Source organism: Thalassospira sp. MCCC 1A01148, assembly GCF_001613795.1.
GTDB lineage: Bacteria > Pseudomonadota > Alphaproteobacteria > Rhodospirillales > Thalassospiraceae > Thalassospira.
The window spans coordinates 14,385-30,387 of sequence record NZ_LPVZ01000002.1; the positions used below are offsets into that span (position 1 = coordinate 14,385).

Genomic DNA, 16,003 nt, shown 5'->3' on the forward strand with positions numbered 1-16,003 from the left:
TCCTAATTGATGACAAGCCATGCCGGTCAGATGACCGGTTGCCGCAAGACAAAAAGAGAGAGTGTGTGACGTGCAGGCAAATTGGATTTCAAAGATTGTCGCCTTTGCCGTGATCGGGATGGCGGCTGTGTCTGGTACCGGCAATCTGGCCTATGCCCAAAGCGATGAAGCCACTCTGGATCGGCGTTTGCCGTCGAGCCAGACGGAAATCAAGATGTCGCTTTCGCCATTGGTCAAGCAAACCGCGCCTGCGGTTGTCAATATCTACACCAAGAAGGTGGTCGAGCAGCGCCAGCGCACGCCATTTTTCAATGATCCGTTCTTCAAGCAGTTCTTCGGGGATCGCTTCGGCGGTGCCTTTGGTGCGCCGCGCCAGCGCGTTGAACGCTCGCTTGGGTCGGGGGTGATCGTATCTGGTGATGGCACTGTGGTGACCAACCATCACGTCATTGCTGGCGCCAGTGAAATCCGCGTCGTCTTGCATGACAACCGCGAATTTGATGCTGATCTGGTCGGGTCGGATGAACGCACTGATTTGGCCGTCCTCAAGCTGCGTGATGTTGATAAAGAATTGCCTGCCATTCCGTTTGGCGATTCGGATGCGGTCGAAGTCGGCGATCTTGTGCTGGCGATCGGCAACCCGTTTGGTGTTGGACAAACCGTCACCAGCGGCATTGTGTCGGCACTGGCGCGCGCCGGTGTCACCGGGCAGGATTATCAATCCTTCATTCAGACAGATGCGGCGATCAACCCGGGCAACTCCGGCGGGGCATTGGTCGATATTGATGGCAACCTGATCGGGGTCAACTCGGCAATCTTCACCAAATCCGGTGGGTCGAACGGCATTGGCTTTGCCGTTCCGGCCAATATGGTCAAGGTGGTGATGCGTGGCCTGATCAGTGGCGATTTGCGTCGTCCGTGGCTCGGCGCTGCGGGGCAGGCGGTCACTGCCGATCTGGCCGCATCACTTGAACTGGATCGCCCGCATGGTGTTCTGATCAACAGGGTGCGCACCGGCAGTCCGGCTGAACGGGGTGGGCTGCAATCAGGTGACGTGGTGATCGCGGTCAATGGTTTGGCGGTTGATAACCCGAACGAGCTTAAATTCCGTATCGCGACGCTGGAGTTGAATGGTGAGGCCACGCTGGCCGTCTTGCGTCGCGGGCGTGAAGTCACCCTTGCCATGCCGCTTGAAGTCGCCCCGGAAATCCCCGCACGCGATGAAAGCATCATTGATGGCCGCAACCCGTTCAGTGGCACCAAGATCGCCAATATGAACCCGGCACTGGCCGATGAACTCGGTATCGATACCCTAAGTGAAGGGGTTATAATCCTGGCCGTCGCCCGTGACAGCCTTGCACGCCGAACACGCCTTAAGGCCGGGGACTATATTGTCGAGGTCAATGGCGAACCGATCACCTCGGTCGCGCGTTTCAAGGAAGTCATCCGGGCCGGTGAACGCAGCCGCGACTGGAAGATCGCTGTTAAACGCGACGGCAAGGTCCTGACGGGTGATTTCACTCTTTAGGCAGCCAGCCCGTCGCAGCAAAACAAAAGGCGCGCCAACTGATGGCGCGCCTTTTTCGTTGTCTGGTCAACGGGTTTGCGGCTGGTGACGCAACATCATCAGGGCAACAAAGGTGACTAGACCCAACCCGATGGTCAGCAAAATCGCATACTGCCCGTAATCATCAATCAACTGCCCGAAGACAAACGGGGCCGCCGCCTGTGCAAAGCGTGATGGTGCCATGAAATAACCCTGCCGTGCGCCATATCCCGCAGGGCCAAACGTTGCCAATGGCAAGGTCCCCTTGGCAATGGTCAGGATCCCGTTGCCGATCCCGTGCAGGCTGGTAAACAGCATCCCGACAGGCCCGCCAAAGATCAAAAGCAACACCGCCCCCACCGGATGGGTCAGGGCCGAAAGCCGTGATGAAATCAGTGGATGCATCTTTTTAAGCAACCCGAATTCGGCCAGCCGGCCGGCAACCTGTGCCGGGCCCACCAGCGATGCGGCAATCAGGGCACTGGCGGCATCCATACCCGATATTTGCAACAGGCGCGGCAAATGGGCCGCCATGGCCGTTGCAGTAAACCAGCTGGTGGCAAACACAATCGCCAGCAGGATCATCGGCAAATTGAAGATATCCTGTCGTGACAGCTTGGTCGGGGCAGGGGGCGCTGTGGGTGTTTCGTGTTCTGCCGTCGTATGCGCGTCGCCCTTGGTGCGCGGGATCAGAAACAGATTAAGCGGCAAGCCCAGCACGATGTGCATCACCGCCCAGAAATAGCATGCCGTGCGCCAGTCAAATTCGGCTTCTAACCCGGCGGTAATCGGCCAGCAGATCGTGCTGGCAAAACCGGCAATCAGGGTGATGCCGGTAATCGGGCCGCGTGCATCATGCCCGTAAATCCAGCTCAGCGTCGCAAAGGCTGACTCATAAAGCCCCATCGACATGCCAACACCAATCACGCACCACGCCACACACATCATGACCAGGCTGTCCGCCGTGCCCAGTAATGCAAGACCCGCGGCAAAGATCAGGCTGGAAACTGCCAGCACCGTGCGCCCGCCAAATCGATCAATCCGCGCTCCGGCCTTGGGCCCCAAAAGGGCAGCAAAGATCAGCGCCAGTGAAAACGCGCCAAACGCCCAACCCGGCGGAAAACCAAGCTCAATCGCCATCGGTTCTGCCAGAATGGCCGGCAGATAAAGCGTGGTTCCGAATGCAAGGGTTTGTCCCGTGCCCAATCCGATGACGATCGGCAGTTTGGCCGGTGCGCGATGCGGTGTCATTTATGACCCCAGCAATCAGGACGGATCAAGCAGGCAGGAACAGGCGTCACAAACGGCTTCTTCTTGGTTGTTATGCGGGATTACGGTTGAAAGCTATGCTGTGCCTTTCAGGGCGTCAATCGACGATGTTTCGTCTGTCATCAATGTCATCTGCGTGTTACTTTCCGGTCAAGACGCCCCAAAAACCAACATCGTATTGTTCCAGCATGGTTTCCCTGTTTGAAAGTCAGGTCACGCGCCCTTTGGCCGACAGATTGCGCCCCGCCAAACTCGATGAGGTGGTTGGCCAGGGGCATCTGTTTGGCGATGACGGGCCGATTACCCGCATGATCAAGACCGGCCGGGTGCCCTCGGTCGTGCTGTGGGGGCCGCCGGGCTGTGGCAAAACGACACTGGCCCGCCTGATGGCCGATGTCGCCGATATGGCGTTTGAGCCGCTTTCGGCGATCTTTTCCGGGGTGGCGGATCTGCGCAAGGTGTTTGAACGTGCCCGTGCGCGGCGTTCCACCGGTGGGGCGACATTGCTGTTCATTGATGAAATCCACCGTTTCAACAAGGCCCAGCAAGACAGCTTTTTGCCCTATGTTGAAGACGGCACCATCACACTGATCGGCGCGACCACAGAAAACCCGTCCTTTGAATTGAACGCAGCACTTCTGTCGCGCTGTCAGGTATTGGTGCTCAAGCGTCTGGATGATCAGGGCCTTGAAGAACTTCTGGTGCGGGCCGAAAAGGAAATGGGCTTTGATCTGCCCGTCACTCCCGAGGCCCGTGAGACCCTGCGCGCCATGGCCGATGGCGACGGGCGTTATTGCCTTAATCTGGCCGAGGAACTTTTTTCCCTGCCGCCCAGTGATGATGGCCCGCTTGGCGTGGCGGAACTTGCCCGCACCGTGCAAAAGCGCATGCCGATCTATGACAAGGGCGATGACAGTCACTACAACCTGATCAGCGCGCTGCATAAATCCATTCGGGGCTCTGACCCGGATGCAGCGTTGTATTGGTTTAACCGCATGCTGGCCGGGGGCGAGGACCCGAAATTCGTTGCCCGCCGCCTGACCCGCATGGCGGTCGAGGATATCGGTCTTGCCGATCCGCAGGCCCAGCAAATTTGCATCGGCGCGTGGGAATCCTATGAACGGCTTGGCAGTCCCGAAGGCGAACTGGCGCTGGCCCAGGCGGTGATTTACCTGGCGCTCGCGCCAAAATCCAATGCCGGCTATGCGGCTTATAAAAAGTCGCTCAAGATCGCGCGCGATACCGGGTCACTGATGCCGCCCGCCCATATTCTCAACGCGCCGACCAAGCTGATGTCTGATATCGGCTATGGCAGTGGCTATGCCTATGACCATGATCAGGAAGACGGTTTTTCCGGGCAAAACTACTTCCCCGAGGGCATGCGGCGGCAAAACTTTTATGAACCGGTCGAACGCGGGTTTGAGCGCGATCTTAAAAAACGTGTCGAATATTTCGACCGCTTGCGCGCAGAACGTCAAAAGAAACGAGACAATAAGTAACTGACGGTTTGTTTAGTTATCAAATTGGAAACAATTTGGTGAAAAGTCTCTGACTAAACAGATCGGCTTTGCGGGCTTAAGTTCGGGGCAACACAGAAACCCGGACTAGGAGACGGCAAATGACCAACATTCTGCACGTAAGCGCATCGGTAAATGGTGCAAATTCAAATTCCCGCCAGATTGCGACCAAGCTGATTGATCGTATCACGGCGGCGGATCCGTCGGCGAAAGTTGCTGAACGCGATACCAACGACACCCTGATCACCGCCCTGACCGGTGAAACCGTCGGCGCCTATTACACCCCCGAAGCAGACCGGACGGACGCCCAGAAGGAAATCATTTCCGTTTCCGACAAAATGGTTGCTGAACTTCAGGATGCCGACGTCATTGTGATCGGTGCGCCGATGTACAATTTCTCGATCCCCTCGACGCTCAAAGCCTGGGTTGACCTGATTGCACGCGTCGGTGTGACGTTCCAGTACACCGAAAATGGTCCTGTGGGTCTTCTGACCGGCAAAAAGGCCTATATCGTTGCGGCAACCGGCGGTGTCCCGGTCAACAGCCCGGCTGATTTCGCAACCCCGTACCTGAAGCAGGTTCTCGGATTTATTGGCATCTCTGATGTCGAAGTCGTCGAGGCATCCGGCTTTGCGGTCAACGCCGAAGAAGCCATGGCCCGCGCCCTTGCCAATGTCGAAGCGGCTCCGCTTCCGGTTGCGGCCTGAGAATTCGAAAATACCAAACTCCGATACACTCCCGCCGATCAGCGAATTTCCAGATAATCCCCCCCCCTTGGTTCGCTGATTGACGGGGCTGTACGCCAAATGCCCGACGGTTTATCCGTTCGGGCATTTTGATTCTGCGGCATTTGGTACTATTGTATCTGTGCCCGTTCGGGCAGGCGCTTTGTCATTGGCAGGTGGTATATTTGAAACGGTTGGCGATGTTTGCAATCTGGGGGCTGCTTGTACTGGCAGGCATTTTCGTGACCGTCCGCTTTACCGGGCTGATCGACCACATGTTGCCTGCGGGTGATCCCCCCAATATCGCCTTCGCGCAGGACATGGATCTTCCGGATGCGCGCAATTTCTTCATAACCTGTCCGGCGGACCGGTTGCCGACAACCGAGCGTGCCATGCAAAGCCCGACCTTCAAGGCATCGGTCGCATCCCTGACCGAAGTTCTGATTGAAACCGCGCCTGATCACGGCATGAAGCTGATGACCGATGTCGAGGGCGGCGAAGCCGGTCGGCTTTATTTCCTGGCGCGCACGCCGGTCTTTCGTTTTCCCGACTGGGTCGAGATCGAGTTGATCTTGCCAGAAACCGGGAATGACGTCTCATTCTGCCTGTTTGCCCAATCGGTTTATGGCGTTGAAGATATGGGGCAAAATGAAAAACGCACGCGCGCCTGGCTGGCCGATGTCGAAACCCGCATGGGCCAAGGATCCTGAGCGGTCCTGAGCGGACCTGAGCCAGCACCAACAGGATTGATCAACCGCAGCCCTTGGTGTTTGATGTGACAAAGGGGTTATGTGCTGGACATGGACATTGATATTGACCGGGCCTCCATTCTTGCCATGGTCCCATGCCGTATTCACACGTGACATTTCAGGACTGAGGGAATAGGTTCCGCGCCATGCAATTTTCACCGTTGTTAATCGCATCCATTGCCTTGGGCGGTGCCGTTGGTGCCGTTGCGCGTTACAGTGTGTCCGTCATGATGGGCTCGGTGATGGGCTCTGGATTTCCCTGGGGAACCCTGACGGTCAATATCGTTGGTTCGTTCCTGATGGGGGTGCTGATCGAGGTTTCCGCCCTGAAACTATCCATGGGGCTTGAAATGCGCGCACTCCTTGTGACAGGTTTTCTGGGGGCGTTTACAACTTTTTCGACGTTTTCGCTGGATGCTGCGACCTTGTATGAACGGGGCAATATGGGCCTTGCGGCCCTTTATGTCATTGGTTCCGTGGTCGTCGGCATTTCGGCATTGTTTGGCGCAATCGCGCTGGTAAGGGGTGTTCTGCAATGAGTGGTGTCACTCTGCGCAAGGTCAAGGCAGACGAAGCCGATATCAGGCTGGATCGCTGGTTCAAGCGCAACTGCCCGGAATTCACATTTGGCCAGGTCCAGAAGTTCCTGCGTGGCGGTCAGATCCGCGTCGATGGCAAACGTGCCAAGGCCAATCAACGCGTCGAGCCTGGCCAGGAAATCCGCGTGCCGCCCGTGCCTGTCATGTCCGGTGGTGGCACCGGCCCATGGGGTGAAGATGGTTCGGGCTATAACCCGGCCGAAGTCCAGCAACGCAAACAGGCCGGCCCCGCCAAGTCCGATGCGACCGAGGCAGAGCTGCAAGCCCTTCGTGATTCCGTTATTTTCTATGACGAGTTGGTGCTGGCGATCAACAAGCCCGCTGGCCTTGCCGTGCAGGGCGGGACCAACACCAATGTTCATGTCGATGGCATGCTTGACGCGCTTAAACTCGACAGCAAGGAACGCCCGAAGCTTGTTCACCGACTGGACAAGGATACAAGTGGCGTTTTGCTGCTGGCCCGTTCTGCCAGTGCGGCCCATGCCCTGACCAAGGCGTTCAAGGATAAATCGACCCGCAAGCTTTACTGGGCGATTGTCACCGGTGCGCCTGCGGAACGCGAAGGCATGATTGACGCACCGCTTGCCAAACTGTCGGGCAAGGGCGGCGAGAAAATGGTGATCGACGAGAAGCTTGGAAAATCTGCGCAGTCCGTCTTCCGCCAGCTGCATCGCGCCGGACGCAAGGCCGCGTGGCTTGCCCTGTCACCGCTGACCGGTCGTACCCACCAGCTGCGTGTCCACAGTCAGGCAATCGGCTGCCCGATCCTTGGGGACGGCAAATATGGCGGGTCGCAGGCCTTTATTGATGGCCTGCCCAATCAGATGCATCTGCATGCGCGCGCCATTGATTTCCCGCACCCGGTTACCGGCCATCGCGTCGTGATTGAGGCACCCGTGCCGGAGCATTTCGCCGAAACGCTCAAAAAGCTCAATTTTGATCCGAAAACGCCGACCAAATTCCTGACCCCGGAAATTCACCGCGAAAAGGAAGAAAAGCCCAAGCCAAAGGCAAAACCGTCGCGTTCGCGCAGGAAATAGGGCCGGGCCCAAACAGCATCAAACACCGAAAAGCCGACGCATCGCGTCGGCTTTTTCGTCCTCCTGATCAAACGATGTTGAAACAGAAACTGTATCAGTGTGTTTTGCTGTCGAAACGCTTCATGAACGCATCATAAACCCTGTTCAAATGACGGGCATGAACCGTATTGCCGGTGCGTTCACACATTTCGGCCTGGCCTTTGATCATCACGGCAAGCTGTTTGCGGCCGCTTTTGGTATGCACCATGCACTCACCCTCCTCAAGGGCGGTGACCAGTGGAATATGCTCACATTCGGCAATGGCAAGCACTTCCTCCTCGGTGAGGTCGCTGAAGTCGATGCAATCGCGAAGCGTAAGCATGATTTGCCTCCTGTCATGTGCCCGGCCTTCTCGGCGGGGCTCGGTCGGCCAGAGGATTATTATAACGCCGATCACTGGCTCAAAGAAGTAATACAAAATTCACTTGTGGTTTCTGGTGCTTCCCGCAAAGCACAAAAACCCGCACGCAATACAACCGCGGGAGACTCGATCTTTTCGATCTGATCCATTAGTCTCCGCTTTTCCAAAATCCAGACGAAAGACCCCACATGACCAACGATCCGCTCCGACTTGTGATTTTTGACTGCGATGGCACTCTTGTCGACAGCCAGCACGCCATCGCGCATTGCATGGATCATGCCTTTGCGCAGCACGGTCTGGATTGTCCGGGGTTGGAAAACACGCGCACGATCATTGGTCTGAGCCTGCCCGAAGCCATCACAAAGCTGGCAAGCCCGGCACGGGTTGACGATGACATCATCGCAGCCGTGACAGCGGCCTATAAAACCGCGTTCTTTACCTTGCGTCAGACGCCCGATTTTCACGAACCGCTATTCCCTGGCGTGCGCGAAGTGCTGACCGAACTCGACAGCCGCCAATGGCTGAGCGGGGTGGCAACCGGCAAGGCCCGCCGGGGGCTGGATGCTGTTTTGGCGCGCAATGAACTCGAAGGTCGGTTTGTTACCTTGCAGACCTGCGACAATCACCCGTCAAAACCCAACCCCGCGATGTTGATGGCAGCCCTTGAGGAAACCGGGGTCGATGCGCCCAACGCGGTGATTGTCGGTGATACCAGTTATGATATCGAAATGGGCCGGGCGGCTGGCATGATCGCCATTGGGGTCGATTGGGGCTATCATGATGTTGATACGCTGCATGCCTCTGGTGCACATGCTGTCATCAGCCACTTTGATGAATTGGCTGCCGCCCTTGATACGATTTGGGAAATTGACTGTGACGCCGCTTAAGAACCCCGAACTGGCCCCGATCCGTTTTGAGCTGACCCTGGCCGTCGATCCTGATGATGCGTTTACCGCTTTCACGGCGGGCTTTGGGCAATGGTGGCCGACCGACACCCATTCAATCGCCAAAAAGGACTGCATCACGGTCGAGTTCAATGAAGGTGTCGGCGGGGAAATCATCGAACGGACCAAAGGCGCCAAGGACATCCCATGGGGCCGGGTAAGAAGCTGGCAGCCTGGCGAACACCTGTCCTTTACATGGCACCCGGGCTGGAACGAGGGCGACTTTACCCTGGTCGAGGTATCGTTTGACCTGAATGACTTCGGCCGTTGTGTCATCCGCCTTGAACACAAGGCATGGGAAAATGTCGGCGATATCGCGCCGGCTTTGCGTGAAGGTTATCTCAAGGGCTGGGAATTTGCCTTTGGCGAATGCTTTGGCGATTACCTGCGCCAACAGCGCTAGGGCCTGAACCCTGATCAGTACAGTTCAGTAAAGTCCGTATTCGATCAATTCACGCTGCAACTTCACCGGGTCACTGAACCAGTGGGTGATAAAGGCCAGTTCGCGGGCCTGCTGAATATTGCGTTCGTTGTCATCGATAAACAGGGTCTCGCGGGGATCAAGATTGAAGCGCGAAATCGCCAGATCAAAAATCCGCGGATCGGGTTTGGCCAGTTTTTCCTGCCCCGATACCAGTATCCCTTCGAAGTGATCCAGAAAACCAAACCGCTCCAACGCATGCGACCATGTCTCTGCCGACCAGTTGGTCAGGGCAAACAGGCGCACCTTTTTGCGTTTTTTCAGGTCTTCAAGAACGCCCACTGTGCGATCAATCGCCCCACCCAGCATTTCCGGCCAGCGTTCCTGCCACGCTGCGATCTCGTCATGATGCTGCGGATAGCGGTGCTGAAGGTCGGGAATGGAATTGGCAAAGCTCAGCATCCCCTGATCATGCAGGTGATTCCAGTGCGGATGGCAAACTTCACCCAGAAAGCGCTCCATCTCTGCTTCATTCTTGAATAGCTTGCGATACAGATAACGCGGGTTCCAATCAACAAGCACACCCCCAAGATCAAAAAGAACCGTTTCAATATCGCGCATGTCGTCTCCGAATGGTTGGGGCATGTATGGGGTTTGTCGGCCCTTTAAATCAGGTGCGATGCCAAGGTGCAAGCAGCCGTTATATGAAACACCATCGCAAACATGATCCTTGGTGCGATCAGCCCCGTAAACAAACTTGAACGAAGTACCGTGGCGCGTGAAGGTATGGGAATGCCCGATGACGGGATTGTCATTTGCCAACCGGGCGTGCTGTCGCAAACAATGTTAATTGGGGATATCCCCTGAAAACAGGCATAAGAGGAGGCTAGAACATGTGTACGCTTGACGGATGTGGCTCCCACGAACATCTCGGTCCGCCGCCCAAGGCGACTGACGAACAACGCAGACTGTTTCTCAAAGGGGCCGCTGCCCTGCCTTTGGCTGTTGTTCTCGCCGACCCGATGCTTGCCCATGCAGCAGGCCACGGGCTTGATAAGGTAACCATCACCACGCCTGAAGGCGACGAAATGGTTGCCGAAATCGCCATGCCGCACACCCTTCCGGCCCCGACCGTCATTCTGATCCATGAATGGTGGGGGTTGAATGACCATATTCGTGCGGTTGCTGCCGAATATGCCAAGCAGGGCTATATCGCCCTTGCGGTTGACCTTTATGGCGAACCGCCCGCGACGACACCTGATGGTGCGCGTGCGCTGATGTCTTCGATGGATCCGGTGGTTGCGACCCGCAAGCTGCAATCTTCTGTCGAATTCCTGCGCGGTCACAAGGATTCAACTGGCAAGGTCGGCTCTGTTGGCTGGTGCTTTGGTGGTGGCTGGTCGCTGAATACCGCCCTTGCAACCGATATTGATGCGGCTGTGATCTATTACGGCAACGTCAACAAGACCCCGGAACAGGTCGCAACGCTCAGCGCGCCGATCATGGGGCATTTCGGCACCCTTGATAAAAACATCAACAAGGAAATGGTCGACGGGTTTGAACGCTCTTTGCGGATTGCTGGCAAGACCGACTACGAGTTCTTCTGGTATGACGCCGATCACGCGTTTGCCAACCCGACCGGCGGTCGCTATGACAGCGAAGACGCCATGCTGGCATGGAACCGCACCATGGCCTTCTTTGACGAACATCTAAGCTAACCATCGCCAATGGTACGATGAAAAAAGGCCGGGACTTCCCGGCCTTTTTATTTGTCTGATGATTGGTCCAAATGGGGCTTAGTTCGTTGGATTTCCGCGATTTGCCCATTTGGTCGACCGGCGTTCGATGACGTTGAAGATTTCGTACATCGCAATGCCCATCACCGCGATCACCAGCAACCCGGCAAACACCAGCGGCATGTTGAATTTCGACGACGCCGACAGCATCAGATAACCAACGCCAACGTTCGACGCCACGGTTTCCGAAATCACCGAGCCGACAAAGGCCAGCGTGATCGCGACTTTAAGGGACGCAAAGAAATACGGCATCGCCCGCGGGAATCCGACCTTGATCAGGATGTCACGACGGGTCGCACCTAGCGATCGCAGAACATCGCGCAACTCCGGCTCCAGGGTCGCAAGGCCGGTGGCAACATTGACCACAATCGGGAAGAACGAAATCAGGAATGCCGTGATAATTGCCGGTACGGTGCCGATGCCAAACCACATGACCAGAACCGGGACAAGGGCCACTTTCGGCACAGAGTTAAAACCAACCAAAAGCGGGTTGGCCGCATCATAGATCGCCCGGCTTGATCCGACCAGCGCGCCCAGCACCACACCGAACACCACGGCAATGGCAAAGCCCGCCAGCGTGGTATACAGCGTGTGATAGGCATGCATCCAGATCGCTTCATGGAACTGCCAGCCGACAATGATGCTTTCAGACGGGGTCGGCAGGACATAGGGCGGAATGTTGAAAATCCGCACAATCAGTTCCCACAGCACGAAAAGCCCGATGGCGCTAAGCCACGGTGTTGCTTTGCGAAGGTTCAATTTCTTTTTCATGATATCGCCAGCCCCCTCAAGATTCTCGCACGTCACGAATGTGACTGCGCAATTCGTGGACAAGATCGGTGAAAGGCTGGGTAAAGGTGGTTTCCTGATCGCGTGGGCGGGGCAGGGTGTTTTCACGTTCCACAAGGATTTTACCCGGGCGTTTGGACATCACATAGATGGTATCGGCAAGATAGGCCGCCTCACGCAAATCATGGGTGACCAGAATAACCGTGAACGGCTTGATCATCCAAAGGTTCTGCAAAATGTCCCAAAGCTCTTCGCGGGTAAAGGCATCCAGCGCACCGAACGGTTCATCCAGCATCAGAAGATCCGGCTCATGGATCAGCGACCGACACAATGACGCACGTTGCTGCATGCCCCCTGAAAGCTCCCACGGGTATTTGTCTTCGTGGCCTTCAAGCCCGACAGTCGCCAGAAGTTTGCGTGCGCGTTCTTCATACTCCGCGCGATGCTTGCGCAGGCGATGGCGATGCGGTTTGACGATTTCCATCGGCAGCAGGACGTTATCAAGGGTCGTGCGCCACGGCAAAAGGGTCGGGTTCTGAAACGCCATGCCAACAATCTTGAGCGGCCCGGAAACCTCCTTGCCATCGACAATCACATTGCCTTCAGTTGGCGGCATCAGGCCCGAAACCAGTTTCATCAACGATGATTTGCCACACCCCGACGGACCCACAACGGCGATAAACTCGCCCTTGTCGATCTTCATGTTGGTGGTATCAAGCGCCAGTTCATCGCCTTCACTATAGCGAAGCTTGACGTCATTGAGTTCGACGAAGCTATTGGACACTGCAGTTATTCCCCCTGCTTGGCCTGGGCCCTGACCCTGGGTCGGGACCCTGTATCTTTATTCTTTTTGCGGGCAGATGAAAAAACGGGGCAGCCGGAAATTCCGACTGCCCCGTTTCCCAAAATGATTACTTCAGCATGCGGTCTTCGGCAGACGGCATGAATTCATCGGTATAGATGTCATCAACAGACGGCTTGTTCTCGAAACCGAACGCCAGGGCAACCTGATCGATGGCCTTGGCCATACGGTCGGCTTTGACAAGGCCCATGCCTTCTTCAAGGGTTGCCGGGGTAACGACGTTTTCGTCGATCGCCATCTGCAGGCGCTGCAGCTCAAGATCCGGGTTGATCAGCGGATCAACTTCCTTAAGGGCGTCAATTGCGGATTGCGGATCGGCAATCGCCGCAGCCCAGCCTTTGACCACACCGCGCAGGAAGCCTTTAACCTCTTCCGGGTGGTTTTCCATCATGTCCGGCGAAGCCAGAATGCCGTTGCCATAGAAGTCCATGCCAAAGTCTTTGTACATAAAGACGGTCAGGTCATCCTTGGCAACACCCTGTGCCTGCAGGTTCAGGATCGAGGTAAAGTAGTGACCGGAAATCGCATCCACATCGCCACGCACCAGCATCGGCTCACGCAGCGGCGGATCCATGCTTTCCCAGGTCACAGCGTCAAGGTCCAGACCGGTTGCCGATGCAAAGGCCGGATACAGTTTGCGGGATGCATCAAAGACCGGTGCGCCAAGGGTCTTGCCGATCAGGTCTTCCGGCTTGGTAATGCCGGAACTTTTAAGCATGAACAGCGCAAATGGCGGGCGATCATAAACCATGAAGATCGACTTCATGGCGCGATCCGGGTTGGATGCGTTGAATTCCACCAGCGAGTTGATGTCAGCAAGCGATATATCATAAGCGCCGCTGGCAACACGGGTGATCGCACCGACCGAACCGTTGCCCGAGTCAATCGTGACATCAAGGCCTTCTTCGTCAAAATAGCCGTTCTTCTTGGCCAGAAGATACGGTGCAGCCGGACCTTCATATTTCCAGTCGAGCGAGAATTTAATCGCCATATCTGCCAGTGCAGCATGCGCGCCAAGGGCAACAGCTGCCCCGATAGCAGCCCCCAAAAGTCTGTTCGTAAGCGTGGTCATGTTTAAAGAAGCCTCCTGATTGCGGATTGATGTAACAATCCAGCTACCTGATAAATCCAATGCGCTCTCAGCAATGGTCATGCCATCTTGCCAATGCGCCCGCTTTGTCGCGGTTTTGTAATCTTCACCGAGCAGAGTAGTGGTGTTTATTATTTGGTCAATGGGGCAAATTGATCAAAAATTATACAGGAATTCTTGATAATCGCCCATTTGACGCGCTTTATCTTGTAAATCACTTGCGCAAAACGCTGCATTTAGGCATATGGCGTTCATGCTTACACAATCGATCAATCGTTTCTATAAAAAGGCCGACGCCGCTGCTGATGACAGCGGGGCAGGCTGGCGCGTTCTTCTTGACGGGCGGGCGGTGAAAACCCCGGCCAAGGCGGATTTCCTCCTGCCATCAGAAGTACTTGCGCGTGAAATCGCTGCGGAATGGGAAGCGCAGGGTGAAAAGGTCCAGCCTTCCACCATGCCGATCATGCAGCTTGCCGCGACCGCCATTGACCGTGTGCGTCCGAACCGCGCAGGGGTGATCGCAGAGTTGACCGGCTATGGGCGCTCCGATCTGCTGTGTTATCGCGCACCCTATCCGGAAGAATTGATCGAACGTCAGGCCAAAAAATGGCAACCGCTGCTCGATTGGTCAAAGGACGATCTTGGCGTGGCGCTTCAGGTCACCGAAGGTGTGATGCCGATCACTCAGGATGACCACGCGCTTTTGCGTTTGCAGGATCATGTCGAATCTTTCGATGATTATTATCTGACAGCCCTGCACAGCCTGACCACGGTGTCGGGGTCGGTCATCATTGGCCTTGCGGTGATGAACAAGAAGATCGACGCCCAGAACGCCTTTGAGTGCGCCATGCTTGATGAAGAATACGCCATGGAGAAATGGGGCGAAGACGCAGAGGCAATTGCCCGGCGCGACCGTCACCGGGCGGAGCTTCTGGCCGCGGGCCGCTATCTCGAACTGCTTGGCTGACCCTTGGTGGCGGCATTTGCCGCCATCAATGCTATTTCATCCAGCGCGCGATCATTCTGTGCTGCACGGCTGCCTGTGCCGCCACCCGGTAATAGGACAACAATTCGCGCATCGGTGACGACATCCGGTCAAAGCCTGAAATAAACGCCACAATGATACCGACCGACGTTTGGTCCTGAATCACCAGATAGCCGCCAACAAACAGCACGCTCAGCGGTGCCAGCGCATTCAGCAAGTTGATCAGTGACTTCATGCCGAATTTCAGAACGAACAACTGCATCCGGTTGTCAAACAGCCCGGTGATCCCGCGATTGATCGGGCTGAGTTGCTCGTCATCGCTTTTGTCAGATGACAGATCTGAAAGCTCGTCACTGACTTCACGCATTTTCTCGACCCGATCTTCAATCAGGGCATTGATGCGTTTCTGAATGATCGGCACAAGCGCGATCTGCGGGATCAGGGCGATCACCCCGATCAGGCCGATCATCGGTTCAACACTGATCATATAGCCAAGCCCAAAGATCAGCATGCCGCTATTGACCACCGGCTGCGACAGGCCATCGCCAACAAACCCGCCCAGTTTCTCGATCTCGGCCCCGATGATCGAAACTGCACGTCCGTTGCTTTCATCGTCGCTTCCGGCCTGATTGTGGGCGCGCAGGCGCGTCAGGTGCTTGCGGTTATACTGGATCGCGCTTTCACTCAGCCAGCCTTCATAAATGCGCAGCACATATTTGATGCTGCCATGCACGACAATCACACCCAGATACAGAATGGCCAGCGTAATCAGAAGGTCAAAGTCCTGCGGGGTGATGGCGTTATCAACAATCCGGCGTTGCAGCTCGATCGGGGCGATGCCAAGGGCGGCCACAATCACCGCAAGGCTGCATACCGCCACCTGATGCCAGCCACTCATGCGCCAGACATACCCCCACAAGGAGCCAGCAGGGCGATCATCGCCGGTTTTTTCCGGATTGCGGGGGCTGAATTTTAACATGGGCTCAATCGGTTGTGGTGACGACAGGCATATACTGTACGCGATAACAGGACCCCGGATCAGGGTAATCGCACGGTAAGCTACTCCTGAAACGCGCCATGCGCGCAAATGATCCTGTGACACGGGTCGCGCGGGTACAACTCTAGACTTTAGTCCAGCCCATTCACATATATCGCGATGACGTTAGGGAAATCAGGTGTTTACGGGGTATTCTCGACCTCTGGCAGAATAGCAAAAATAATTGGCATTCCAGTACCGAATAATGCTATTTCATTCTCGAGACGCGCACATT

At 56.0% G+C, this 16,003-nt stretch carries 17 protein-coding genes; 11 read left to right on the forward strand and 6 right to left on the reverse strand.

The window, feature by feature from the left end; translation table 11 throughout:
• Positions 1–70 precede the first annotated feature (70 nt).
• Complete coding sequence (locus tag AUQ43_RS00845) at positions 71–1,528, forward strand: DegQ family serine endoprotease (protein WP_062953742.1); 1,458 nt, start codon at positions 71–73, stop codon at positions 1,526–1,528.
• Between the two features lie 66 nt (positions 1,529–1,594).
• Here AUQ43_RS00845 and AUQ43_RS00850 read toward each other — a convergent pair whose 3' ends face one another.
• Positions 1,595–2,797 carry an MFS transporter gene (locus AUQ43_RS00850; protein WP_062953743.1) on the reverse strand — a complete coding sequence of 401 codons (1,203 nt, stop codon included), beginning with the start codon at positions 2,795–2,797 and terminating at the stop codon, positions 1,595–1,597.
• Between the two features lie 206 nt (positions 2,798–3,003).
• Here AUQ43_RS00850 and AUQ43_RS00855 point away from each other — a divergent pair, with 206 nt between their 5' ends.
• The 8 genes from AUQ43_RS00855 to AUQ43_RS00890 all read left to right on the forward strand — a co-directional run bounded on the left by AUQ43_RS00855 (position 3,004) and on the right by AUQ43_RS00890 (position 9,192).
• Positions 3,004–4,314, forward strand: a complete 1,311-nt coding sequence (locus tag AUQ43_RS00855; protein ID WP_062953744.1) for a replication-associated recombination protein A — start codon at positions 3,004–3,006, stop codon at positions 4,312–4,314.
• A gap of 119 nt (positions 4,315–4,433) precedes the next feature.
• Entirely contained in the window at positions 4,434–5,039 is a 606-nt protein-coding gene (locus AUQ43_RS00860) for an FMN-dependent NADH-azoreductase (RefSeq protein WP_062953745.1), read from the forward strand.
• A gap of 218 nt (positions 5,040–5,257) precedes the next feature.
• Positions 5,258–5,767, forward strand: coding sequence for a DUF1499 domain-containing protein (locus tag AUQ43_RS00865; protein ID WP_062953746.1), 510 nt, complete (start codon positions 5,258–5,260; stop codon positions 5,765–5,767).
• Positions 5,768–5,952: 185 nt separating this feature from the next.
• The gene (crcB, locus tag AUQ43_RS00870) at positions 5,953–6,345 is read left to right on the forward strand and encodes a fluoride efflux transporter CrcB (RefSeq protein ID WP_062953747.1); all 393 of its coding nucleotides are present in this window, start codon (positions 5,953–5,955) and stop codon (positions 6,343–6,345) included.
• Positions 6,342–7,445 (forward strand): RluA family pseudouridine synthase, encoded by a 1,104-nt coding sequence (locus tag AUQ43_RS00875; protein ID WP_062953748.1) that lies wholly within the window; start codon positions 6,342–6,344, stop codon positions 7,443–7,445. Before crcB ends, AUQ43_RS00875 begins: the two co-directional genes overlap by 4 nt.
• A gap of 157 nt (positions 7,446–7,602) precedes the next feature.
• Complete coding sequence (locus tag AUQ43_RS20190) at positions 7,603–7,989, forward strand: hypothetical protein (protein ID WP_157088420.1); 387 nt, start codon at positions 7,603–7,605, stop codon at positions 7,987–7,989.
• Positions 7,990–8,033: 44 nt separating this feature from the next.
• On the forward strand, positions 8,034–8,732 hold the full coding sequence (locus AUQ43_RS00885) for an HAD-IA family hydrolase (RefSeq protein ID WP_062953750.1): 699 nt from the start codon (positions 8,034–8,036) through the stop codon (positions 8,730–8,732).
• Entirely contained in the window at positions 8,719–9,192 is a 474-nt protein-coding gene (locus AUQ43_RS00890) for an SRPBCC domain-containing protein (protein WP_062953751.1), read from the forward strand. Before AUQ43_RS00885 ends, AUQ43_RS00890 begins: the two co-directional genes overlap by 14 nt.
• A gap of 24 nt (positions 9,193–9,216) precedes the next feature.
• On the opposite strand, the gene AUQ43_RS00895 is transcribed toward AUQ43_RS00890, so the two are convergent.
• The gene (locus tag AUQ43_RS00895) at positions 9,217–9,831 is read right to left on the reverse strand and encodes an HAD family hydrolase (protein WP_062953788.1); all 615 of its coding nucleotides are present in this window, start codon (positions 9,829–9,831) and stop codon (positions 9,217–9,219) included.
• Between the two features lie 272 nt (positions 9,832–10,103).
• On the opposite strand from AUQ43_RS00895, the gene AUQ43_RS00900 reads away from it, so the two are divergent.
• Positions 10,104–10,928 carry a dienelactone hydrolase family protein gene (locus tag AUQ43_RS00900; RefSeq protein ID WP_062953752.1) on the forward strand — a complete coding sequence of 275 codons (825 nt, stop codon included), beginning with the start codon at positions 10,104–10,106 and terminating at the stop codon, positions 10,926–10,928.
• 78 nt (positions 10,929–11,006) lie between these two features.
• On the opposite strand, the gene AUQ43_RS00905 is transcribed toward AUQ43_RS00900, so the two are convergent.
• The 3 genes from AUQ43_RS00905 to AUQ43_RS00915 form a co-directional block, all read right to left on the reverse strand.
• The gene (locus AUQ43_RS00905; protein WP_008892212.1) at positions 11,007–11,777 is read right to left on the reverse strand and encodes an ABC transporter permease; all 771 of its coding nucleotides are present in this window, start codon (positions 11,775–11,777) and stop codon (positions 11,007–11,009) included.
• A gap of 16 nt (positions 11,778–11,793) precedes the next feature.
• A complete protein-coding gene (locus tag AUQ43_RS00910; protein WP_062953753.1) occupies positions 11,794–12,579 on the reverse strand; it encodes an ABC transporter ATP-binding protein in 786 nt (261 codons plus the stop codon).
• Between the two features lie 127 nt (positions 12,580–12,706).
• Positions 12,707–13,729 carry an ABC transporter substrate-binding protein gene (locus AUQ43_RS00915; RefSeq protein WP_062953754.1) on the reverse strand — a complete coding sequence of 341 codons (1,023 nt, stop codon included), beginning with the start codon at positions 13,727–13,729 and terminating at the stop codon, positions 12,707–12,709.
• Positions 13,730–14,000: 271 nt separating this feature from the next.
• On the opposite strand from AUQ43_RS00915, the gene AUQ43_RS00920 reads away from it, so the two are divergent.
• Positions 14,001–14,714 (forward strand): ATP12 family chaperone protein, encoded by a 714-nt coding sequence (locus AUQ43_RS00920; RefSeq protein WP_232310548.1) that lies wholly within the window; start codon positions 14,001–14,003, stop codon positions 14,712–14,714.
• Positions 14,715–14,745: 31 nt separating this feature from the next.
• Here AUQ43_RS00920 and AUQ43_RS00925 read toward each other — a convergent pair whose 3' ends face one another.
• A complete protein-coding gene (locus AUQ43_RS00925) occupies positions 14,746–15,711 on the reverse strand; it encodes an ABC transporter ATP-binding protein (protein ID WP_062953756.1) in 966 nt (321 codons plus the stop codon).
• Between the last annotated feature and the right edge of the window lie 292 nt (positions 15,712–16,003).